Origin of the sequence: Streptomyces sp. NPDC005955 (assembly GCF_042871255.1) — a bacterium.
Classification (GTDB): domain Bacteria; phylum Actinomycetota; class Actinomycetes; order Streptomycetales; family Streptomycetaceae; genus Streptomyces.
Map to the genome: position 1 here is coordinate 357,217 of NZ_JBIAIF010000002.1, position 23,716 is coordinate 380,932.

Annotated in this window: 13 protein-coding genes; 4 read left to right on the top strand and 9 right to left on the bottom strand. The window is 73.2% G+C overall.

Going from position 1 to position 23,716, the window contains the following annotated elements:
• Positions 1-176: 176 nt before the first annotated feature.
• Together pepN and ACFYOU_RS06910 are read left to right on the top strand one after the other, a co-directional pair.
• A complete protein-coding gene (gene pepN / locus ACFYOU_RS06905; RefSeq protein WP_391303978.1) occupies positions 177-2,759 on the top strand; it encodes an aminopeptidase N in 2,583 nt (860 codons plus the stop codon).
• A gap of 274 nt (positions 2,760-3,033) precedes the next feature.
• Entirely contained in the window at positions 3,034-4,173 is a 1,140-nt protein-coding gene (locus ACFYOU_RS06910; protein ID WP_391303979.1) for a hypothetical protein, read from the top strand.
• Here the strand turns inward: ACFYOU_RS06910 and ACFYOU_RS06915 are convergent.
• Positions 4,149-5,372: a serine hydrolase gene (locus tag ACFYOU_RS06915; RefSeq protein ID WP_391303980.1), complete on the bottom strand. Its 1,224-nt coding sequence runs from the start codon at positions 5,370-5,372 to the stop codon at positions 4,149-4,151. The two genes, ACFYOU_RS06910 and ACFYOU_RS06915, sit on opposite strands and share 25 nt — an antisense overlap.
• A 234-nt stretch (positions 5,373-5,606) precedes the next feature.
• The gene (locus tag ACFYOU_RS06920) at positions 5,607-6,050 is read right to left on the bottom strand and encodes an NUDIX hydrolase (protein ID WP_389772110.1); all 444 of its coding nucleotides are present in this window, start codon (positions 6,048-6,050) and stop codon (positions 5,607-5,609) included.
• 313 nt (positions 6,051-6,363) lie between these two features.
• Here ACFYOU_RS06920 and ACFYOU_RS06925 point away from each other — a divergent pair, with 313 nt between their 5' ends.
• Positions 6,364-9,690, top strand: a complete 3,327-nt coding sequence (locus tag ACFYOU_RS06925) for a S8 family serine peptidase (RefSeq protein ID WP_391303981.1) — start codon at positions 6,364-6,366, stop codon at positions 9,688-9,690.
• Between the two features lie 74 nt (positions 9,691-9,764).
• On the opposite strand, the gene ACFYOU_RS06930 is transcribed toward ACFYOU_RS06925, so the two are convergent.
• On the bottom strand, positions 9,765-10,667 hold the full coding sequence (locus ACFYOU_RS06930; protein WP_391303982.1) for a hypothetical protein: 903 nt from the start codon (positions 10,665-10,667) through the stop codon (positions 9,765-9,767).
• A 1-nt stretch (position 10,668) separates the two neighbouring features.
• Positions 10,669-11,193, bottom strand: a complete 525-nt coding sequence (locus ACFYOU_RS06935; protein WP_387003062.1) for an RNA polymerase sigma factor — start codon at positions 11,191-11,193, stop codon at positions 10,669-10,671.
• Between the two features lie 465 nt (positions 11,194-11,658).
• Here ACFYOU_RS06935 and ACFYOU_RS06940 point away from each other — a divergent pair, with 465 nt between their 5' ends.
• The gene (locus tag ACFYOU_RS06940) at positions 11,659-12,687 is read left to right on the top strand and encodes an aspartate-semialdehyde dehydrogenase (RefSeq protein ID WP_391303983.1); all 1,029 of its coding nucleotides are present in this window, start codon (positions 11,659-11,661) and stop codon (positions 12,685-12,687) included.
• A gap of 76 nt (positions 12,688-12,763) precedes the next feature.
• Here ACFYOU_RS06940 and ACFYOU_RS06945 read toward each other — a convergent pair whose 3' ends face one another.
• From ACFYOU_RS06945 to ACFYOU_RS06965, 5 genes are all read right to left on the bottom strand, one after another.
• The gene (locus ACFYOU_RS06945) at positions 12,764-18,463 is read right to left on the bottom strand and encodes a hypothetical protein (protein ID WP_391303984.1); all 5,700 of its coding nucleotides are present in this window, start codon (positions 18,461-18,463) and stop codon (positions 12,764-12,766) included.
• A 510-nt stretch (positions 18,464-18,973) separates the two neighbouring features.
• A complete protein-coding gene (locus tag ACFYOU_RS06950; RefSeq protein WP_391303985.1) occupies positions 18,974-20,188 on the bottom strand; it encodes an MFS transporter in 1,215 nt (404 codons plus the stop codon).
• Between the two features lie 75 nt (positions 20,189-20,263).
• Positions 20,264-21,976: a tripartite tricarboxylate transporter permease gene (locus tag ACFYOU_RS06955; RefSeq protein ID WP_391303986.1), complete on the bottom strand. Its 1,713-nt coding sequence runs from the start codon at positions 21,974-21,976 to the stop codon at positions 20,264-20,266.
• Positions 21,976-22,512, bottom strand: coding sequence for a tripartite tricarboxylate transporter TctB family protein (locus tag ACFYOU_RS06960; RefSeq protein WP_391303987.1), 537 nt, complete (start codon positions 22,510-22,512; stop codon positions 21,976-21,978). Before ACFYOU_RS06960 ends, ACFYOU_RS06955 begins: the two co-directional genes overlap by 1 nt.
• Positions 22,513-22,582: 70 nt before the next feature.
• A complete protein-coding gene (locus tag ACFYOU_RS06965; RefSeq protein ID WP_391303988.1) occupies positions 22,583-23,578 on the bottom strand; it encodes a tripartite tricarboxylate transporter substrate-binding protein in 996 nt (331 codons plus the stop codon).
• Positions 23,579-23,716: the final 138 nt, after the last annotated feature.

The window sequence follows — 23,716 nt, forward strand, 5'->3', positions numbered from 1 at the left end:
GAACGCCACAGGTCACCCCGGTCATTCCCGCCCGGACGGCCGACGGGCGGCCGGTGCGGCGCGCCCGGGGGCCCATGGCAGGATCCTTTCCCGGGTAGCGAATACCGTGTACCGATTTCCGAAACATCCGACCAGCTGAAGATCCGACGATCCGCGAGTCACAAGGGAGTGCCGCCGTGCCCGGTGAGAATCTGTCCCGCGACGAGGCCCAGGAGCGCGCCGCGCTGCTGTCCGTCGACGGTTACGAGGTCGCCCTCGACCTGCGGTCCGCGATCGGAGCGGAGGACGGCGACGGCCCGCGGACGTTCCGGTCGGTCACCACGATCCGGTTCCGCTGCGCCGAGCCGGGGGCGAGCAGCTTCGCCGACCTGGTGGCGCCGGGCGTCACCGCCCTCTCGCTGAACGGCAAGGACCTCGACCCGGACACGGTCTTCGACGGGACCCGGATCGCGCTGGCGGACCTCGCCGCGGAGAACGAACTCGTGGTCGACGCCCGGTGCGCGTACAGCCGCACCGGTGAGGGCATGCACCGCTTCGTCGACCCGGAGGACGGCGAGGTCTACCTCTACACCCAGTACGAGCCCGCGGACGCGCGCCGGGTGTTCGCCAACTTCGAGCAGCCCGACCTGAAGGCCCCGTACACCTTCGAGGTGACCGCGCCCGAGGGCTGGACGGTGTGGAGCAACGGGGTCGGGGAGCTGGTCGACGGGGTCTGGCGGTTCGCGCGGACCGAGGCGATCTCCACGTACATCACGGCGGTCGTCGCCGGGCCGTACCACCACGTCACCGACCACTACCGCCGCACCTTCGCGGACGGGACGACCTTGGAGATCCCGCTCGGCGCGCTGTGCCGCAAGGGGCTCGCCAAGCACTTCGACGCCGATGACGTGTTCCTGGTGACCAAGCAGGGGCTCGACTTCTTCCACGACCACTTCGACTACCCGTACCCGTTCGGCAAGTACGACCAGGCGTTCGTCCCGGAGTACAACCTCGGGGCGATGGAGAACCCGGGGTGCGTGACCTTCCGGGAGGAGTTCATCTTCCGGGGGAAGGTGACGCGGGCCGCGTACGAGCGGCGGGCCAACGTCATCCTGCACGAGATGGCGCACATGTGGTTCGGCGACCTGGTCACCATGCGCTGGTGGGACGACCTGTGGCTCAAGGAGTCGTTCGCCGACTTCATGGGGACGTTCTCGATGGTCGGGGCCACTCGCTTCACCGACGGCTGGATCACCTTCGCCAACAACCGCAAGGCGTGGGCGTACCGCGCCGACCAGCTCCCGTCCACGCACCCGATCACGGCCGACATCCGTGACCTGGAGGACGCCAAGCTGAACTTCGACGGCATCACCTACGCCAAGGGCGCCGCGGTGCTGAAGCAGTTGGTGGCGTACGCGGGCCAGGACGCGTTCCTGGAGGGCGCGCGGCGCTACTTCAAGCGCCACGCCTACGGCAACACCCAGCTCCAGGACCTGCTGGTGGTGCTGGAGGAGACCTCGGGGCGCGACCTGGCCGCCTGGTCGCGCGCCTGGCTCCAGACCGCCGGGGTCAACACGCTCACCCCGCAGACGCTGCTGGACGCCCAGGGGCGGATCACCGAGCTGGCGATCCTCCAGGAGGCCCCGGAGGCGTACCCGACGCTGCGTCCGCACCGAATCGCCGTCGGCCTCTACGCCCGCGAGGACGCCAGTGGCGACCTGGTCCGTTACGCCCGGGCCGAGGTCGACGTGGACGGGCCGCGGACCGTGGTGACCGCGCTCGCGGGCGAGCGGGCACCGGAGCTGGTGCTCGTGAACGACGAGGACCTGACGTACTGCAAGATCCGGTTCGACGAGACCTCGCTGGTGACCCTGCGCGAGCGCCTCGGGTCGCTGACCGATCCGCTGGCGCGGGCGCTGTGCTGGTCGGCGCTGTGGAACCTGACCCGGGACGCGTTGGTGCCGGCCCGGGACTTCGTGGACCTGGTGGTGCGGTTCGCCGGGCGCGAGAGCGACATCGGGGTGCTCCAGATGCTGCACGCCTGGGCGCTGTCGGCGGTCACCCACTACGCGGCGCCCGAGTGGCGCGAGGAGGGCGGCCGCCTGCTCGCCGAGGGGGCCCTGCGGGAGCTGCGGATCGCCGAGCCGGGCAGTCAGCACCAGCTCACCTGGGCCCGGTTCCTGGCCGCCACGGCGTCCGGGGAGGCCGACCTCGGGCTGCTGACCGGGCTGCGGGAGGGCAGTGCACGGATCGACGGGCTCGACGTGGACCAGGAGCTGCGCTGGGCGTTCCTGGAGCCGCTGGCCGCGCACGGGGTGGCCGGGGCGGACGTCATCGCGGCGGAGCTGGCCCGGGACGACACGGCGTCCGGCAAGCGCCACCAGGTGCGGTGCCTGGCCGCCCGGCCGCTGGTGGAGGTCAAGGCGCGGGCGTGGGCGGACGTGATGGAGTCGGACGCGCTGTCCAACGCGCTGGTCGAGGCGACGATCTCCGGATTCACCCAGCCTTCACAGCGGGAACTGATCGCCCCTTACGCCCCGCGGTACTTCGAGGCGATCGAGCGGATCTGGGCCGTGCGCTCCATCCAGATCGGCATGGACGTGGTCCGCGGGCTGTTCCCGGCCCTCCAGGGGGACCGGGCGACGCTGGACGCGGCGGACGCGTGGCTCGCCGCGCACGAGGGGGCGGCGCCGGCACTGCGGCGCTTGGTGATCGAGTCCCGCGACGACCTCGCGCGGACGCTGCGCGGGCAGGAGTGCGACCGGCTCGCCGCCGGGTGACCGGCCGGACCGAACGGGTGGCCGTCGGGTGACCTCCGGGTGACCGCCGCCCCGGTGTGAGGCAGGAGGGACGGGGCGCGTGCGAGGGTTCGCACGCGCCCCGTTCTCTGCGCCCGGGCGGGCGGAATTCGTACGGGTGAACGCGCGCCCGCCGTAAGGGGGATCGAGGTTTCGCCCGCCGAACCACCACACGTTCGGGCGAAGTTGTCCCGGATTGTCGATGAATCCGTAACTCAGGTTAGCGACCCCGTCCGGGGTGGGCAGATTGCGGGACATGAACCACAATGCCCCACTCTCCGCTGGCACCAACCGCCCCCGCTCCACCCCGGACTTCCGCGATGCGCGGCTGCGCGTGATGAGCCTCGCCCAGCTCCGCGCGTACGGGGTGTCCGCCGCCGAAACCAGTGCACGCTGCCGGTCGGGCGGATCGTGGCAGCCGTTCCTGCCCGGTGTGTACCTGCTGCACCAAGGGCCGCCCACCAGCGAGGAGCGCCTGCACGGCGTCCTGCTGTACGCGGGACGGCCCACCGCCCGGGGCACCGTCCCCGCCCAACCGGTCGCCCCGGAACCGCACCACGCCCACGAGTACGGGGACGGGCTGCCCTTCTCGGACGGCCTCCCCTACGAGGACGAGGAGCAGTCCCCGTACCGCGACGCCATGCTCACCGGGATGGCGGCCCTGAGGCTGTACGGCTTCGCCCACGCGCCCTCGCTGCTCGCCCTCGACCGGCTCGACGTGCTGGTCCCCCGCACCCGTCGGCTCCGGTCCACCCCCCAAGTGCGGCTGGTGCGCGCCGTGGTGCTGCCGCGGCCGCACCACGTGACCGGGCTCCCGGTGGCACCGGTGCCCCGGGCGCTGGCCGACGCGGTCACCCAACTCGGCGACGCGCCCACGATCCGCGCCCTGCTCACCGAGGCCGTGCGCGACCGGCACTGCGAACCGGGCGCCGTGGTACGGGAGCTGAACCAGGCGCGACTGCTGGGGCGCCCGCACGTGGTGGACGCGGTCGACTCGTTGCTCGCCGAGGGGCGGTCGGTGGCCGAGGAACGGCTGTACCGGATGGTGAGCGCGCACGGGCTGCCCGAGCCGGTGTGGAACGTCGACCTGCGGCTGCCCGGCGGGCCGCACCTGGGCGGGGTGGACGCGTACTGGCCGGAGCACGCCGTCGCGGTGGAGTTGGACACCCGTTCCCCCCGGCCGGGCGCCCGGCACGGGGACCCGGCCCAGGAGGCCGAGTGGGCCGAGTACGCGCGCAAGCGGGACCACTTGGAGCGGCTGGGGATCACGGTCGTCCACCTCACTCCGCGCAAGCTGCGGGACAGCGCGGAGCAGCAGGCCACGGTGGTGCGCACGGCGCTGTTGAGCTCCGCCGAACGGGAGCCGGCCACCTACGTCGTCGTGTTGCCGCGCTGACCGGGCCCGCGGCTCCGGCTCCGGTCGCCACCGCCACCGCCACCGCCACCGCAGAACTCCGCCTCCTCGATCGCGCCGCCGCCCAGCCAGTCGGCGTTGAGGTTGTAGGCGAGGGCGTGCCCGCCGTCGCGGGTGCTGAGCGTGCGGGTGGACGATCCGGGGATGCCGCCCCCGTGGCCCCACAGCCACAGACCGCACCCGGTCGGGACGCTGGCGATGCCGAGCCCGTAGCGCGACCGGGAGGGCAGCCCGGTCGGAACGGTGGTGGTCATCGCGGCGAGTTGGCGGGCGGGCAGGAGGTCGCCGTGCAGCAGGGCGGCGAAGAAGCGGGTGAGGTCGGCCGAGGAGGAGATCATCTCGCCCGCCGCGTAGGCCATCGACGGATTGAGGAGGGTGACGTCATGGACCGAGGTGGCCCCCGGGTGGTCGGAGAGCCTCCCGTAGCCCCGTCCGCTCGGACCGGGCACGTGCGGGTCGGTGCCGGGGACGGAGGTGGCGCGCAGCCCGAGCGGCCGGATGATCCGGTCCCGGACCGCCTCGCCGTAGGGGCGCCCGGTGACCGCTTCGATCACCAACCCGGCGAGCACGTAGTTGGTGTTGGAGTAGCCCCAGGTGGCGCCGGGTGCGAAGGCCGCCGGGCCGCTCAGGGCGGTGCGCACCAGGGCGCGGGGGGCGAGGGTGTCGAAGCGGTGCGTGGAGAAGCCCGGGTCCTGGAAGTGCCAGCGGCGGAACTCCGGGTCGGCGGTGTAGTTGCGGACGCCGCTGGTGTGGTTGAGGAGTTGGCGGACGGTGATCTGCCGTCCGTCGTGGCCGCCGCCCCGGACCAGGTCGGGCAGCCAGCGCTCGACGGTGTCGTCGAGGTCGATGCGGCCCTCGGCCTCCAGGGCGAGGAGCACGGTGGCGACGAACGTCTTGGTGACGCTGCCGATGCGGTAGCGGTCGTCGGCGTCGCGCGGACGGCCGGTGCGCAGGTCGCCCACGCCCACCGCGGCCTGCCAGTCGCCGGCGCGGTCGCGCACCTGGGCGGTCACCCCGGGGGCGCCGTTCGCGACGGTCTCGGCCATGGCCCGTTCGGTGCGGCGGTGGTCGTCCGGGGCGCCGGACGCCCGGGCGGGTTCCGTCAGCGCGGCGGTGACGAGCACCGCCGCGGTCAGCGCTACGAGTCCGCTGCGCGCGGTGCGTGGTGTCGGTGTCGTCACCGGATCCCCTGCTCCTCCACTCGGTCACGGTCGCGGGCCGTGCGGGGGCACCGGTCGGTCGACGGTCCGGTGCGCAGCGGCTCGCGCCCGGTAAACCGGCCGAACCCGGGGAAGGTTCGCCGACTTCGGGCGGCGGGCCGCGGATCCCCCGTTGGGGAGGAGGGTACGAACGCCCGCCCGGTTCCCGTGCGTCGGGGGTGGGGTGCGCGGCGCGCAGCGCTCCGGGCGGCGGGTTCAGCGACCGACCGGCGGACGCTCCCGCCAGAGTCCGAGCGCGTGGTCGACCAACCCCACCCGCACCAGGTCGGGCACCTCGGCCAGCGGGATCCAGGCGGCGAGGTCGGTGGAGCCGTCGGTCTCGTTGCGCAGCGAACCCCCGGTCACCTCCACGCAGTAGAGCAGGCGCAGGGCGTGGAAGTCGGCGTACCGGCCGAGCGGCCGGGGGTCACGGGGGTTGCGGTGCGAGTGGACGCCGAGCAGGACGCGCGGGACGACCTCGTAGCCGGTCTCCTCGGCGACCTCGCGGATCACCGTGTCGTACGGATCCTCACCGTGGTCCATGCCGCCGCCGGGGAGGGTCCACCGACGGACGCCCTCCCGGTCGACCCAGCGGGCGAGGAGGACGCGGTCGTCATCGACGCAGACGCCGTAGGCGGCGACCCTGAGTACGTTTCCCATCCGACCCACGGTACGGGCCGCCCGCCGGACGGCCCGAACGAATCCGCCTATCACCCGCTATGCGCACCATGGCGTATGGCGGAAGTGCGCCATGAGCACGACACGGTTTCGGCAACCCTCCCCAAACGACAGGACCGTACGTAAAGCTGAGCGGTCACCCGGCCCCGGAATCCGGAACACCTCCGGACCGGCCGGCCGCGAAGACGCTCCATCCCGGGTACCCGCCCGACCCGCCCGGACGACCGTCCGGCGCGGCCGCGCAGTGCGGTGCCCGGGGCCGGACCCCATCCGCTCCTACACCTACAGGGATGAGATGACCCCCACCCCCAAGCCGGCACCCGCATCAGGTGCGAGACGCGCGGCGCGCATAGCCGTGGCCGCGGGCCTCGTGGCCGCGCTCTCCGCCGCCGGACCCATACCCTCGGCCTTCTCGGCCCCCGGCGGCGACCCGGCTCCCACGGACGCGGCCGTCAAGGCGGCGGACGCCAAGCTCGGTTCCGCCGACGCGGAACTCCTCGCCGAGGCCCAGGCCAAGGGCGACAAGAACGTCACGATGATGGTGGCCACCGTGCCCGGCGCCACCGAGCAGGTCAGGGACCAGCTCGACGCCGTCAAGGGCGGCTCGGTCGCCAAGACGCACGACAAGCTCGGCTACGTCCGGGCGACCGTCCCGACGGCGAGGGCCGAAGCGGCGATCGCGGCGGCGGTGAAGCTGTCCTCGGTGCAGGGCATCGACCTGCGCCACGAGATCAAGCTGGACGACCCGCCGGTCGGCGGCGGCGAAGCCCGCGGCAAGCGCACGGCCCCCGGCAACTACCCCGCCCCGGGCCGCGACACCCCCGCCAAGAACCCGTACAACCCGTCCTTCGAGACGGGCGCGGTCGACTTCGTGCGGCAGAACCCGACGGCGGACGGCCGCGGGATCACCATCGGCGTCATCGACTCGGGCGTGGACCTCGGCCACCCGGCGCTCCAGAAGACCACCACCGGTGAGCGCAAGATCACCGACTGGGTCACCGGCACCGACCCCATCCTCGACAGCGACGGCACCTGGCGCCGGATGGCCAACCCGGTCAGCGGCCCCACCTTCTCCTACCTGAACACGAGTTGGCGGGCGCCCGCGGGCAGCTACCAGGTCAACGCGTTCCGCGAGAGCGTCACCGCCACCGGGGACGCGCAGGGCGACCTCAACCGCGACGGCGACACCACCGACGTGTGGGGCGTGCTGTACGACCCGGCCGCCGGCACCGTCCGCGTCGACCTGAACGACAACAAGGACTTCACCGACGACGAGGCCCTGAAGCCGTACAAGGACGGCTTCCAGATCGGGTACTTCGGCACCGACGACCCGGCGACGCCGATCGCCGAGCGCGTGCCGTTCGTCGTCGAGATCCGCAAGGACGTGCCGACCGACCCGTACGGCGGCGACTGGATCGGCAAGAAGGCCGACTTCGTCAACATCGGCATCATCGAGGGCGACCACGGCACCCACGTCGCCGGCATCGCCGCGGCCAACAGCCTGTTCGGCGGCAAGATGAACGGCGCGGCGCCCGGCGCCAAGCTGGTCTCCTCGCGGGCCTGCTCCTGGGGCGGCGGCTGCACCAACATCGCGCTGACCGAGGGCATGATCGACCTCGTCACCAACCGCGGCGTGGACATCGTCAACATGTCCATCGGCGGTCTGCCGGCGCTGAACGACGGCAACAACGCGCGCGCCGCGCTGTACACCCGCCTCATCGACACCTACGGCGTGCAGCTCGTCATCGCCGCCGGCAACGACGGCCCCGGCGTGAACACCATCGGTGACCCGGGCCTCGCCGACAAGGTGCTGTCCGTCGGCGCGACCATCTCCAAGGAGACCTGGGCCGCCAACTACGGCTCCGGGGTCCGCACGTCGTACGCGATGATCCCGTTCTCCTCGCGCGGTCCGCGTGAGGACGGCGGCTTCGCGCCCGTCATCTCGGCGCCCGGCGCGGCCATCAACACCACGCAGACCTGGACGCCCGGCGGCCCGGTCGCCGAGGCCGGCTACCAGCTGCCGCCCGGCTACTCGATGCTCCAGGGCACCTCGATGGCCTCCCCGCAGGCCGCCGGCGCCTCGGCGCTGCTGCTGTCCGCGGCGAAGCAGCGCGGCATCGACCTCACCCCGGCGAAGCTGCGCACCGCGCTGACCTCCACCACCGAGGAGGTCCGCGGCGAGCAGGCGCACGCCCAGGGCACCGGCCTGATCGACGTGGTCGACGCCTGGAAGGCCGTGCGACGCGGCGCCACGGCGCACGAGTACACGGTGAAGGCCCCCGTCGACACCAACATCGACCACCAGCTGAAGACCCCGGGCTTCGGCACCGGCCTCTACGACCGTGAGAGCGGCCTGAAGAAGGGCCAGCGCAAGACGTACGACGTCACGGTCACGCGCACCACCGGCCCCGACCGCCCGGTCCGTCACGAACTGGACCTGGAGAACAACCACGAGGGCACGTTCCGGCTCCTCGGCGACGCCGCCGACGGGTACGTGACGCTGCCGCTGAACACCCCGGTCACCGTGCAGGTGCAGGCGCGCCCGCGCTCGCTCGGCGTGCACAGCGCGATCCTGGAGGTCAACGACCCCCGCACCGAGGGCACCGACCACCAGGTCATGTCGACGGTCGTGGTCGCCACGCCGATCAGCAAGCCCTCGTCGACGTTCTCGGCGTCCGGCGTCTCCACCCGCAACAGCCACCAGTCGTACTTCCTGACGGTGCCCGAGGGCGCCACCAGCCTCGAAGTGCGGATCGGCGGGCTGAAGGACAAGAGCCAGACCCGGTTCATCACGCTGCACCCGACGGGCGTGCAGATGGAGAACTCCAGCACCATCTTCTGCTACGCGAACTACGAGCACCCGCTGAACAAGTGCCGTCCGGACGTGCGCTCGTACGCCAACCCGACGCCGGGCGTCTGGGAGATCGAGGTCGAGTCGCGGCGCACCTCGCCGCTGCTGGACAACCCGTTCGAGCTGGACGTGACGGTGCTCGGCGCCGCCTTCGACCCGGCCGTGCAGAACCTGCCGGAGGCCAAGGCCGGTGTCCCGGCCCCGGTGTCCTGGCAGGTCACCAACGAGTACGCCGCGCTCCAGGGCAAGTTGAAGGGCGCTCCGCTGAGCTCCGTCAAGGCGCAGCGGCCGACCATCGCCACGGGACAGAACCAGCGGTACGAGGTCGTGGTGACGGAGGGCGCGACCAGGCTCGACGCCTCGATCGGCAACACGTCCGTCGCCCGCGCCGACCTGGACCTGTACCTGTACGACGAGGCGGGCAACCTCCTCGCGGACGACGCGGACGCCAACTCGGAGGAGGCGGTGTCGCTGCGCGACCCGGCCGCCGGGACGTACTTCGTGGAGGTCGTCGGGTACTCGGTGCCGGAAGGCCCCACCGCGTACGACTACCTCGACCTGTTCGTGGCGCCCTCGCTCGGCTCGGTCACGGTCGACGAGTCGCGGACGTACCCGCTCGGACTCGGTGACACCGTGCGGGTGCCGGCCGAGGTCGTCGCGAAGGCGCCGGCGGCCGAGGGCCGTCAGCTGCGCGGCGAGGTCCAGCTCCTCAACGAGCGCGGGACCGTCGCGGGCGTCGGCGGCGTACGGGTCGGGACGATCACCCCGTAGCCACCACCAGCGCACGACGGCGGGGCCGGCACTCTTCGGGGTGCCGGCCCCGTCGGCGTTGCGGCCCGGCCCCCTCAGCGGGGCCCGGGAGCCTCACACTCGATCTTCCGGGAGGCGGGCAGGGCCTTCACCACCATGGTCCGCAGCGTGAGCAGGTCGGCGCCCGTGGCCCAGTCGTAGGGGTGCGTCTCCCGCCCCTTGGGGAAGGTGAGCAGGGTGCGTTGGCCGACCTTGAGCTGCGGGTCCGCGTCGGCGTCCATGCGGAACGTGATCCGGGCCGGACCGCGGGCCGGCTTGTGCCAACGGGTCACCTTCACCGTGAGCTCCACCCAGGAGTCGTCCGGGTGCGGCTCCCGGCGGGTCACCTCGCCCTCCGCGATCTGCCGCATGCAGGCGACGTACCCCTCCGGGCTCATCGACTCCCGGTCCCCCTGCGCACGGCCCGGCGGCTTCGCCGACTGGGGTTCCCCCGCCGACACCGTCGGGTGCTCCGCCTCGATCGACTTCGCGTCCGCGTTCTCGGAGCCGCCGATACCGTTCGCGGTCACCCAGCTCACCCCGGTGACCAGGGCCGCCAGGAAGGCGAGGGCCGAGGCCCCGACGGCGAACCGGCGGGCGAGCCGTCGGCCGCGGGAGCGGCCGGGTGGACGCGAGGTCCCCGGAGAACCCCCGGTGCGCCCCCGGGTCCTGGGCCGCGGGCGGGGAACGCGGGCGGTGCTCGACGGGGTCGGGGCGGGGGCCTCCGTCACCGGGTCGCGCGACCAGGACGGCTCGACCGGGGCGACCGGTGCGACCGGCTCGTCGGTGAGGGCGGCGCCCAGCAGGTGCAGTTGGCGGCGGAGTTCGGCGACGTCGTCCACGGCGGCTCGGTGCGCGGCGGCCGTCTCCGGGTCGGCGGCGGCCTCCGGGGCCAGCGCCTCGTCCAGGATCGCCGACAGCAGTACGTCGTCTTGGGCTCGGGGCCCTTGCTCGGTCACCTCACACCACCTCGTCCTCGTGCAGGAGCGCGCGCAGCGCCCGTACCGCCGTGTACAGCCGGCTCTTGACCGTGCCCTCCGGGACACCGAGCCGTTCGGCGATCTCCCGCACTTGTAGGTCGGCGTAGAAGCGGAGCACGACCACCTGGCGCTGCGGGGCCGGCAGCCCGTCCAGGCCCTGCGCCACGGCGACCGACAGGACGCGGACGTCCTCACCGGCGCCGGACTCCTCGGTCCGCAGCGAGGCGAGCCGTTCCCCGACGCGTTCTTGGCGGCGCCGCGACCGGTGCCAGTCCACGGCGAGGTTCGACGCGACGACGGCCGCCCACGCGGCGACGTCACGGGGGGCCTCCTGACCCTTGGCCGCGCGTTCGAGCAGCCGCAGCCGGACCTGCTGCACCCCGTCCGGCAGGTCCGCCTGCGGTACTCCGCCGAGCGCCAGGATCGCGCGCACCCGACGTTCCAGGGCCGCGTCCAGCGGGTCCGCGGCCGGGTCGGCGGGGGACCCGACCGCCGGCGCGGCCAGTACGTCGGCCGCCGGTCGGGCGGCCGCAGCGCCGACCGACGGCCGGGACGGTCTCCCGTTCCCACGGAGCGCACCCACGTCCACCTGCTGCACGGCACCGACCGCGGTGCCCCTGTTCCTGTTCCGGTCCCGTCGCCACAGCAAGGGCGCCTCTCCCCTCCCCTCGCACCGGACCGCCCCGGAGGGGACGATCCGCGTTCCCCCCTACGACGTCGGAGGCCGACGAAACGTTCGACGCGGATTCCGCCCGTGCTCCCGTCCCACTTTTCGGAACGCGGACCAAAGGATTGGACAGGCGGGACGGGGACAGACGCATCATGGAACCGTGAGCCCGTCCTCGTACGTCAGCAGATGTGTACGTACGGGGGTGATTCACCCCATACCCCCCGTACAGCGCGGTACGGACACCGAAGTACACCCGGGCGGGCACACCACGTCCGGGCAGAGCACCCAGAAGGAGTCACCGTGAGGGTCGGAATCGTCGGAGCCACCGGTCAGGTGGGCACGGTCATGCGCAAGGTGCTCGTCGACCGGAACTTCCCGGTCAGTGAGCTGCGCCTGTTCGCCTCGGCGCGGTCCGCCGGTTCCACCATCGACTGGCAGGGCACGCCGGTGACCGTCGAGGACGCCTCCACCGCCGACTACAGCGGTCTGGACATCGTGCTGTTCTCCGCGGGCGGCGCCACCTCCCGGGCGCTCGCCGAGAAGGTCGCCGCGCAGGGCCCCGTCGTGATCGACAACTCCTCCGCCTGGCGGCGCGACCCCCAGGTCCCGCTCGTGGTCTCCGAGGTCAACCCGCACGCCGTCGCCGACCGGCCCAAGGGGATCATCGCCAACCCGAACTGCACCACCATGGCCGCCATGCCCGTGCTGCGCCCGCTGCACGAGGAGGCCGGTCTGGAGGCGCTCGTCGTCGCCACGTACCAGGCGGTGTCCGGGTCCGGACTCGCCGGGGTGGCGGAGCTGCACGGGCAGGCGCAGAAGGTCGTCGCCGAGGCGGACCGGCTCACCCACGGCGGCGACGCCGTGGACTTCCCCGAGCCCGGTGTGTACCAGCGCCCCATCGCCTTCAACGTGGTCCCGCTGGCCGGGTCCGTCGTGGACGACGGTTCGCACGAGACCGACGAGGAGCAGAAGCTGCGCCACGAGTCGCGCAAGATCCTGGAGATCCCGGAGCTGAAGGTCTCCGGGACCTGTGTCCGGGTGCCCGTCTTCACCGGGCACTCCCTCCAGGTCAACGCACGGTTCGCGCGGCCGATCAGCGTCGAGCGGGCGTACGAGCTGCTGGGCGGGGCGCCCGGCGTGGCGCTGTCGGACATCCCCACCCCGTTGGAGGCCGCCGGGCAGGACGTCTCCTACGTGGGACGGGTCCGGGCGGACGAGACCGTCGCGCACGGGCTCGCGTTCTTCGTGTCCGGGGACAACCTCCGCAAGGGTGCGGCGCTGAACGCCGTGCAGATCGCGGAGCTGGTCGCCGCGGAGCTCGGCGCGTAGCCGCAGCCCGCTCCCCCGAGTCGCCGTGACGGCCGGGTCCGCTCCGGGGAGGAGCGGGCCCGGCCGTCGTCGTTCGTCAGGAACCGGCCCGCCGGGCGCGGTGCCTGGCGGCGACCAGCAGCGCCGTGCCGACGGTCAGGGCCGCGCCGGCGGCGAGTGCGGGGCCGATGAGGTCGGTGCCGGTGCCGGCGAGCGGCGACGATGACGCCGACGGTGGGGGCGCCGCCCGTGCCGTCACGGGTGTGGTGACGACGCAGTTCCCGTCGGGGACCGCGGCGGGCCGTACCGGACAGGGCTCCCCGCGGCCGCCCGCGCCGCCACCCGGTGCGCTCCCGCCCGACGCACCGCCCGGGCCGCCCCCTGAGCCGCCCGCCGCGCCACCGCCGGGGCCGCCCGAAGCGCCGCCCGACGAGCCACCGGACGGACCTCCGGACTGGTGACCGGACGAGCCGCCGGACGGGCCGCCGGATCGTTCGCCGCTCCCGTCCGGGCCGACGCCGGGCCGCTCCCCGGGGTCGACGCCGAGCTGGGAGAGGCCGTTGACGATCCGGGTGCCGGGCGCGGTGTCCGCACCGACCGTCACCGAGTAGGTCAGCGTCTCGCTGCCGCCCGCCGCGATCGGCGTGGACCAGAGCATCCGGGAGCCGCCGACCACCACGTCTCCGGCGGTGGCCGCCGCGTCCCCGTTGAACCGGGCGTGCGCGAGCAGGTGGGACAGGTCGTCCTCGACGCCCGCCGGGTCGCCCGCCACGAAGTCCGCGTCCCCGACGTTGCGGGCGGTCACCGTGTACGTGATCGTGTCGCCGGGACGCACGGCCTCCTTGGTGTCGGCGGCCTTGGTGAAGTGGAGCTGCGGCACGGTGACGTCCGCGCACGCGGTGGCCGTGCCGACGACCGTGCCCGTCGAGGTCAGCGTCACCGTGTTGCCGTAGCCGCCGCCCCCGACCGGGCCGCACGCGACGTCCCGGGCGGTCACGTACATCGCTTCCGCGCGGGCGGTGACCGTCACCCGGTGGGTCCGGACCCCGGGACCCTCCGCGGTGGCCGCCGGGACCCGGGCGGTGCCGGTGAACAGGGCGGTGTCCGGGGTGGCCCGGTCCCCGCCGACCTCGGTCAGTCCCCCGTTGAAGCCGGGGTTCGCCGTCGCCCCGTCGACCTCCGCGGACACCGCCAGGACGCGCACGCCCCGCGGGAACGTGAGGGTGTCGTCGAGGCCGTGGACCAGCCCGCCGGCCGGGGTCCGCGACCCGTTGGTGACGGTGACGAGGTAGCCGATGTCCCAGGTGCCGTCCTCGTTGCGCTGCGGCGCGCCGTCGACGGCCTTGGTGACGGTCGGCTCGGCCGGGGCGGCACAGGAGTCGGCGGTGCGCCGGGAGCCGTCGGTGCGGATGAGCACGGCCCGGTTGGCGAAGCCGCCCGCCGCGCCGTCGACGCAGCGCCCGGGGGCGGTGCCGGCGGTGCCGTGGGCGTCCGCGGTGACGGTGACGGTCCACCGGTGCGTGGCCCCGCCGGGGAGCTCCACATCGGCGGCGACCGTGCCGGAACCCTCCCAGCCGGTGACCGCACCGGCCCCGTCCGGGACCCCGGTCACCGCTGCGTCCAGCACCTCGATGCCGGGGCCGAAGCGCAGTTCGTCCGTGAGGTCGTAGCCGACGGCCCGGCCCGGGTTGGGGTTGGTGACGTCGAGGGTGTGGACGACGGTCCAGTGGCCCGCGTCGTCCTGTTCCGTGGAGCCGACCGACCCGGTGAGCACGGGGGCGAACCCGTCGCTGGTGGTGGCGCAGGGCACCCCGTTCCCGTCGCGGCCCCCCGCCCCGTCGCAGACGGTTCCGGCGGGGCCGCCGTACGCGGTGGAGCGCAGGGTGCGGTCGCCGTCGTCGCCGACCCGCACCCGGTAGGTGAGGGTCGCCGTTTCCCCGGCCGGCAGGGCGCCCGACCAGGTCAGGACGGAGCCGGTCGGGTCGGGCAGCGCCTCGGGCGGGCCGTCGCCCACGGTCACCGAGGCGGAACCGGTCACGAACGGGGCGTCGTCGAGGACGCCGTCGAGGTGGTCCGTGAGCACGGCGGGCGCGGAGGCGGGGTAGTCGGCCGTGCCGGTGTGGGTGGCGGTGACCGTGTACGTGAGGGTGTCGCCGGAGCTCACTCCGGCGGACGGCACGCCCGACGCCTTGCTCAGGGTGAGCGCCCGCACGCCGTTGCTGTCGGTGGCGTCCGCGCGCAGCGTCTCACCGCGGTCGGCCGGGTCGGGGGCGCTCACCCGTGCGCGGTTGACGACCGGGCCCGTCGCCCCGGGCAGCACCCGGACCTTCACCCGCACGGTCGCGGTGGCCGCGGGGCCGCCCGCGGAGGGTGTGCCGTCCGGGGAGGCCGGGCCGGCGGCGCCGAGGTCGTCGAGCGCCCAGGTGACGGTGCCGCCCGGCCGGTTGCCGTAGGGGTCGGCCGGGCCCCGGTCGGTGACCGTGCCGCCGTGGCTCGCGGAGACGAACGCCAGGCCGTCCGGGAGGGCGTCCGTCAGTTGCGCGTCGGTGACGTCCTCGGCGGGCAGCAGGTTCGCGGCCTTGAGGGTGTACGCGTACGTGTCGCCCGCGGTCACCGCGGACCGGCCGTCGGTCTGCGTCACCGAGAGTCCGGCGGTGGCGGCGCCGATCCACCCGCAGCCGGTCGCGTCGTTGTGGGCGGGACTCGGGTCGTGCATCGGGCCGGTGACCGCTGCGGACACGCAGACGCGTCCGGCGGCGGTCGGGGTGACGGGGACGTCGAGGGGCACGCTCACGCCCCGGGCGAGCGGCTTCGACCCGCCCGCCCCGTCGACGGGGGTGCAGGTCAGCGTCAGGGGTCCGGCGAGCGGGGCGCTGCCCGGCTCGGCGGTGCAGCGCCAGCCGTCGGGCGTGGGGTCGGTGACGGTCAGGCCCGCCGGGACGGTGACGGTGACGGTGGCGGCGGTCTCCCGCGAGCCGCCGGCGTGGGTGACGGTGAAGGGCAGCGTTCCCGGGCGGTCCACCTGCCAGGGGAGCCGGTCCGGGAGGTCGATGCGCAGATCGGCCTCCTGGGTGGCCGCGCACACCGGGCGCGGCTCGGCGGGCAGCGTCTGGGCGCTGTCCAGCGCGACGGAGTTGCAGGCGACGGCGTCGGCCCCGGTGCCCGGGGCGACCGCTGCGACGAAGCCGAAGCGTGCGGTGCGGCCGGGGGCGAGGTCACCGGTCACGGTCGCCCGGATCGCCTTCTTGCCGGCCGGTGCGGGGCCCCAGTCGTCGGTGGTGCCCGGGGCGGACGGATGGACCTCGACGCGCCGGGGGTTGGTGGTGGCCGAGTACGCCAGTTCCAGGTGGGGCGAGACCGCGAAGACGCTGTCGACGGTCTGGCCGAAGGTGCTGCCGCGCGGGACGGAGGCGGTGCCGGCGCTGGTCCCGTGGTCCCCCGCGTGCGGGAGGACGTCGTACGCGACGACGTCGCTGAGCGTGGTGTTGCCGGTGTTCTTCAGGGTGACCCGGTACCGGATGTCGGTGGCCGTCGGCGAGACGCCCACCGGGTGGTCCGGGTCGGACAGCCAGGTGCAGCCGTCGGGGGCGCCCGGGGTGGGCAGGCAGATCTCCTTGACGGCGTCCAGCCCGTCGGCCGAGGAGACCGTGACGGTCTGCGCGGTGCCGGAGAACCACTCGTCGGTGCTGCCGTCGCCGTCGACGTCGGGGGCGTCCTGGAGCGCACCGCCGTAGCTGGCCCGGGAGCCGGTCCAGGTGTGACGGGAGTCGCCGGCCCAGGCGTGCGCGACGCTGCGGGTCCCGGGGGCGACGGCGGGGCCGGGCCGGGCGATGACGCTCAGGGTGGGCCAGGTGGTGTTCTCCCCGAACGACACGTCGTCGGGCCAGCTCGCCACGACCACCTCGCGGGGCTCGCCGCCGACCGTCCTGCTCGTGTGGTCGAAGGTCACGCCCCCGGGTACGGAACCGGCGGGGAAGGACGGGGAGTCGGGGTCGATCGTCCAGCCGGTGGGGGCGAGGAACACGTACTGGGGGGTGAGGCTCACCGCGCCCGGGACGTTCGCGGTCGCCCCGCGCACGCCGAAGGTCACGTTCTTGCCCGGGACGGCGTTGCCGCCGCCCTCGACCTGCGCGGCCGAGGGGAAGGCCGCGGTGACGGACGGGGTCTTCGGCGGGGTCGCCCGGAACCGGATCGTGCGGGACACCGGCCCGAGTCGTTCGGCGGCGAGGCCGCTGCCGGGCCACGACAGCGTCGCCGTGGCGGTGTTGGTGCGCTGCCCGCCGATCGGGGCGCTCGACTGCACGGCGTAGTGGAAGTACGTGTGGAAGGGGGTGGCCCCGGTGTCGCCGGGCCGGTTGTTGGCCGGGGCGAGCGGACCGCTGGTGGTCCTCGCCGCGGTGAACCAGGTGCCCGCCGGGGCGGTCACCGATCCGGCGGACCGTCCGGTGGTGCCGTCGTTGCGGGTCCATTCGACGGTGGCGGCGGGCGTCGTCCGCGAGGTGGTGATCCGGTTGACCCGGGCGTCCGCCTGCCCGAGCGCGTCGTCCTCGATCACGGCGACCCCGGGCACGTTCGCCTGGTTGCGGGCCGTCACGGTCCAGCGGTGCGCGTGGTCCGCGAAGGGGGCCAGGGCGGCGCCCGGCGCGCAGCCCCGGTTCCAGTCGTCCCGGCCGGTGGGCGGGCAGGTCAGCCCGGTCACGTCCGGGGGCACGTCCAGCAGGCGGACCGGTCCGCTGGAGGCGTTGTTCGTGCTGTCCTTCGCCATGTCCGCCCGGGCGAAGGGTTCATGGCAGGAGACCGGGTGCGTCATCGTCTGCGCGGCCGTTCGCGTGCTGCGGTCCGGATCGAGGTAGGTGGCGGTCACCCTCAGGGTGCTCGACACGGTCGCTTCGAAGTCGCAGCCGCCCGGGTCGGAGGTGAACCGGCCCGGCGGGTAGTGCACCGTCACCGCACGCGGGTGGTAGGGGCCGCGGTTGCTCCAGCCGCTGGTGCCGGCCCAGCCCCAGCCGCCGGCAGCGGTGGCGGCGGGCGCGTCCCTCGTGCCGAGCGACCAGGTGACCGAGTGGCTCGCAGCGTCGTAGGCGCCGCCTCCCGTGCTGGAGACGTACTCCGCCCGCGGGTCCAGTTCCTCGACGACGGTGTAACTGCCCGCGGCGGCCCACTGCGAGGAGCCGGTGACCACGGACCCGCTGGCGCGGACGAACGCGCCGGTGTTCATCAGCAGGTCCCAGGTCACCTCGGTCCCGGCGCGCACCGATCCGGGGTTCGCCTGCTGCACGGACGGCTCCGGTACCGAGTTCTGCCAGGTCACCGGGGCGGCCTCGGCCCGTGCGGGAGCGGGGGCGGTGGCGGCCTCCAGGGTGGCCGCCATCTCGATCTGGAATCCGGAGGGGTAGTACTGGGCCGGTCTGGGCGTGGTGTACGTGCCGCTCGGGTGGATCGCGTAGACGACGAGGAAGGTGCCCGACCGGCCGGCGGAGAGGTCGCCGAGGTCGATCGTCTTGCCCGTCGCGTCCGTGCCGCCGATCGTCGCGTCCGGCAGGCCCGCGGGAGCCGTCCAGTTCGCGTAGGACAGCAGCGGCTCGGTCGTCAGCCCGTTCGGGTCCGGCTGGGAAGGCGCCATCCGGACGGTGGCGTCCCGGCAGTCGGCGGCGCCGCAGGAGTAGGCGACCTTGTACGCGACCTCGTTGCCGTGCACGCCGAAGGCGGCTCGTGACTGCGGCGCCCCGGTGGTCGAGTCGACGGCCCGGACGGAGACGTCGAGCACTGCGGTTCCCGGGGTCGCGTGCGCGGACACGACGGGTACCGCGGGTATCAGAAGTCCCGCGACCGAGGCGAAGACCGCCAGTGCCGTGACGCATCCACGGCGACGCGTCCGCACCCGGGCAGTGTCATTCCGAGACGACACTCATTCCTCCTGGTTTTCCGCGCACAGCAATGCCGCCGGACATGCCGAGGCATCGAATTCAACCGTCGACGACGCATGCCGAAGGGGCGCCCAACACCTCGCCGGGCGGGGGTGCGCGCGATCACGCACAGCCCGGAACATTGCGTTCCGTAGCTGATCAACAGTCAGACAGTAACAGCCCGGATCTCACCACACCAACCAATCCGGACATATCCAGAACACCCCGCACGGCGCTCCGACGAGGGAGCAGAAGGACACCAGTTTCATGCAGCACGGACTTGGCGCGCACATCAATCGGGGTGCGATGCATGCATGTTGAATGCAGTGAATTCGCGCACGGCGTCAACATGCCTGTACGTCCACGGGAACGGGCACGGCGCCGGGTGAACGGCCGTCGCGCTAACCGGTGGTGCGCCGTCCGGTCGGGCGCAGGGCGAGCAGGGCGAGGGCGGCGGCGGCCGTCGTACCGGCGAGGAGCAGCACGCTGGCCTCGCCCAGGGTGTCGACGAACCCGCCGCCCACCGCGGCGCCCAGCGCGATCGCCGAGTTGAAGACGCCGGCGAACAGACCGGACGCGGCTTCCCGGGCCCGGGCGCCCCCGCCCCCCAGCGCCCCGACCAGCCAGCTCTGGGCCGATACCGAGACCCCTCCGTACGCGAGGCCCCACGCCACCAGCAGCGCGACGGAGAGCACGGCGTTCCCGGCCGCCGCCGCCAACAGCGGTACCGCCAGGGCCAGCACGGCCGATATCCCGAGCAGGGACCGTCGCGGTGAGCGTCCGGCGACCGTTCCGGCGACGAAGTTGCCGATGACGCCGGCGACCCCGTAGCAGAGCAGCAGGGCGCTGATCGCGCCGGCGTCGATCCCGTCGACCCGTTCCAGTACCGGCCGCACGTAGGTGTAGGCGGCGAAGTGTCCGGTCACCAGGAGGGCGACCACCAGCAGCCCGGCGCGCAGGGCCGGCAACCGCAGCAGGGCGGTCATCTCGCGGGGTCGGACGGCCGCCCCGGCGGGCAGCGGCGGGAGCAGGACGGCGTGCAGGACGGCGACGAGGACGGCGAGGGCGCCGACCGCGGCGAACCCCCACCGCCAGCCCGCGGCGTCCCCGATCAGTGCGCCCGCCGGGATGCCGAGCACGGAGGCGACGGCGATGCCGCTGAAGACGACGGCGGTGGCGCGGGCGACCGAGGGCGCGGGCACCAGTCGGTGGGCGAGTCCGGCGGCGACGGTCCACACCCCGCCGATGGCGACGCCGACGGCGACCCGGGCGGCCAGCAGCACCCCGAAGGAGGGGGCCAGCGCACAGACGAGGTTGGCGGCGGCCAACAACAACAGCAGCCCGCACAGCAGGCTCCGGCGGTCGAGGCGGCCGGCGAGCGTCGGGAACAGCGGGGCGGTGACGGCGGCGACGACGCCCGGCAGGGTGACGGCGAGCCCGGCCGTGCCCTCCAGGACGCCGAGCCCCGCGCCGAGGGGGCTCAGCAGGCCGACGGGCAGCATCTCGGTGGTGACGACGGTGAAGGTGGCGGCCGCGGTGGCGAAGACGGCGGCCCGCCCCCGGGCCGGAGTCAGGGGGCGGGCGGCGGACGGTGGTCCACTCAGGTCGGTGGTCATGTCCCCAGGCTCAGCACGCTCGGGCCCGGGAACAACGCCGCGTGCGAAGGGGACGCGTGCAGGGGTGTGCGGTGCTCAGCGGCCCGGGGACTCCGGGGGTTCCGGAGACGGGGGAGCCTCGGGGTGCTGGGGCGCGGCGGGGGCCTGAGGGGCCTGAGGGCCAGCAGGAGTTACGGGGGTCGTGGGGGCGGTGGGGGCGGCGGGGGTTGCAGGGGGGACGGGGGTCGCGGGGGTGAAGGGGGCGACCGGAACGGCGGGGCCGGCGGGGGTCTGTGCGGGGGCGGCGTCGACGGGGGCCTCGTAGCGGGCGGGCCGCCTGCGGAGCAGGATCCCTCCGAGCAGGACCACGGCCAGCGTGGCGTACACGACGATCGTGAACGGCGTGGACACCAGCGTGGTGACGTCGCCACCGGCGATGTCGAGCGCCCGGCGCAGCTGGACCTCCGCCAGCGGGCCGAGGATCGCCCCCACGATCATGGGCGAGACGGGGAAGCCGAACCGGCGCATGAGGTAACCGGCGAGTCCGAAGACGAGCAGGACCCCGACGTCGAACGCGCTGCCGTTCACGGCGTAGGTGCCGAGCAGGGCGAAGACCGTGATGCCGGCGAAGAGGTAGGGCTTCGGGATCTCCAGGATCTTCACCCAGAGGCCGATCAGCGGCAGGTTCAGACCGAGCAGGATGACGTTGGCGATCAGCAGGCTGGCGATCAGACCCCAGACCAGCGCCGACTGGGTGTCCAACAGCTGCGGACCGGGCTGGATGCCGTACTGCTGGAAGGCGACCAGGATGACGGCGGCCGTGGCGGACGTCGGGATGCCGAGGGTCAGCAGCGGCACCAGGGTGCCGGCGGCGTTGGCGTTGTTCGCGGCCTCCGGTCCGGCGACGCCCTCGATGGCGCCCTGTCCGAACTCCTTGGGACGCTTCGACAGCTTGCGTTCGAGGGTGTACGAGAGGAACGTCGGGATCTCGGAGCCGCCCGCGGGGATCACCCCGAGCGGGAAGCCGATGGAGGTGCCGCGCAGCCACGGTCGCCAGGCGCGCCGCCAGTCGTCGCGGGTCATCCAGCTCTTGCCCTTGTTCACCCGCATCACGTCGAAGCGGCTCGACGTCTGGTGCGCGGCGACGTAGAGGACCTCGCCCAGGGCGAAGAGCGCGACGATCAGCACGACGGTGTCGATCCCGTCGAGGAGGGACACCTCGCCGAAGGTCAGGCGCTGTTGACCGCTCTGGAAGTCGAGTCCGACGAGTCCGACGCCCAGTCCGAGCGTCATTGACACGAGTCCACGCAGTGGCGAACCGCCCACGAGCGCGCTGACGGTGAGGAAGGCGACCACCATGAGCGCGAAGTAGTCCTCGGCGCCGAGGTGCACCGCGACCTTGACCATCCACGGCGCGAAGAAGGCCAGCAGCAGCGTGGCGATGGTGCCGGCGATGAACGACCCGATGGCCGCCGTGGCGAGGGCGGCGGCGCCGCGCCCCCGTCGGGCCATCTTGTTGCCGTCGATCGCGGTGATGACCGAGCCGGACTCGCCGGGGGTCTTCAGCAGGATCGCCGTGGTCGATCCGCCGTACATGGCGCCGTAGTAGATGCCGGCGAACATGATGAACGCGGAGGCCGGTTCGAGCCCGTAGGTCATCGGCAGCAGCAGGGCGATGGTCAGCGCGGGGCCGATGCCCGGCAGGACGCCGATGAGCGTGCCGACGATGGTGCCGATCAGCGCGAAGAGCAGGTTCTCCGGGGTGACCGCGAGCGAGAGCCCGTGGAGGAGTCCGTCCCAACCCGACATCAGAGCACCCCTTCCAGGACGCCGGGGGCCAGCGAGATGCCGAGGGCCCGGGTGAAGACGAGGTACACCACGAGGGACAGCACGACCGCGATGCCCGCCGACTTGAGGTGGCTGCGCGCGCCCATGGCCCAGGCGGTGAGCCAGAACGCCAGCGCGGAGACGATGACGTAGCCGAGCGGTTCGACCCCGGCGATGAAGATGAGCACGGCGGCCACGCACACGGCGAGCGGTATCCACCGGGTGTTGCGGACGTCGACGTCGCCCTCTCCGGAGTCGGCCTCACCGCGCCGACCCCGGGCCACCTGAACGCCGAGCGCCAGCGAGAGGGCGATCAGCAGGACGCCGACCACCTTCGGCGTGAAGCCGGCGCCGACCCCCGATGCGGACGTCGAGGCCGCTTGCCCGAGGCCGTCGAGCAGGATGACCACCCCGATGGTCAGGAGTCCTGCGGTGATGGCCCACTCTCCCAAGGCGGCCCTGCGCTGTTCGCGGGGCCGAGTGGGGGAGGACTCGGGAGATGTCGAGCGGGTGCTCATGGGTGTGCCTTTCTCACGCCGAGGTGGGTGGGTGCCCGCCGTTCGCCGGGCACCCACCAGTAAGGAGCGGTCACTTCTTGGACAGGCCGAGCTGGTCGAGGACTTCCTTCACCCGGGTGTTCTCTTCCTTGAGCCAGGTCGCGAACTCGTCACCGGCGATGAAGTTGTCGTTCCAGGCGTGCTTCTTGAGCGCGGCCTTCCAGTTCGCCGAGCCGTGCATCGTCTTCAGCGCGTCGACGTACTTGTCCTTGGTCGCGTCGTCGAGGCCGGCGGGGGCCATCATCGAGCGCCAGTTCTGGAATTCGAGGGTCGGGCTGACGTCGAGGGCGGTCTCGGCGAACTTGACCCCCTCGACGGGCTCCAGCGAGGAGACGTAGAGGCCCTTCAGGTTGCCCTCGATCACCTGGGCGGAGAACTCGCTCAGGCCCGAGACGCCGGCCTGGACCTTGCCGCCGAGGATCGCCGTGGTCGCCTCGCCGCCGCCGCTGTAGGGGACGTAGTTCACCTCGGCGGGGTCGACGCCGTAGTACTTGGCGAGCAGACCGACGTAGATGTGGTCGGCGCTGCCGGCGGAGCCGCCCGCGATGGAGACGGACTTCGGGTTGTCCTTGATCGCCTTGAACAGGTCCTCCACGGACTTGTAGGGCGAGTCCTTCGGCGTGACGATGACCTCGTACTCGCCCATGAGGCGGGCGAGCGGGGTGAGGTTGTCGAGGGTGACGTTGGTGCCGTTGCTGATGATGCCGCTCATCATGGCGAGGCCGGAGGCTATCCAGAGGTCCTCCTTGCCCTTCTGGGGCGCGACCTGCGCGAGGGCGACGGTGCCGGAGGCCCCCGGAACGTTCTTCACTTCCGGCGACTTCGCGAGTTTGGCGGATCTCAGCGCTTCCTGGGTCGCGCGGGACGCCTGGTCCCAACCGCTGCCGGGCGCCGCGGGCGCGATGATCTCCAGGCGGTTGATCGCCTGGGCCTCTCCGTCCTTCTTGTCACCCGAGGAGTCGCTGCAGGCGCTCAGGGAAGTGACGGCGACCACGGCGATGGCGACGGCAACGCGGGTGTTCTTCATGGAGACGACCTTGTCTCTCGACTGGGAGGGTGGGCTCTCTTGAGAGACGGAATGTATACACGCCAAGGGGTGTCCACAAGAGTTCTCTTCACTTTGCGCCCCGCTCGTGACCAAGCGCCTCAGCCGTGTATACACTCC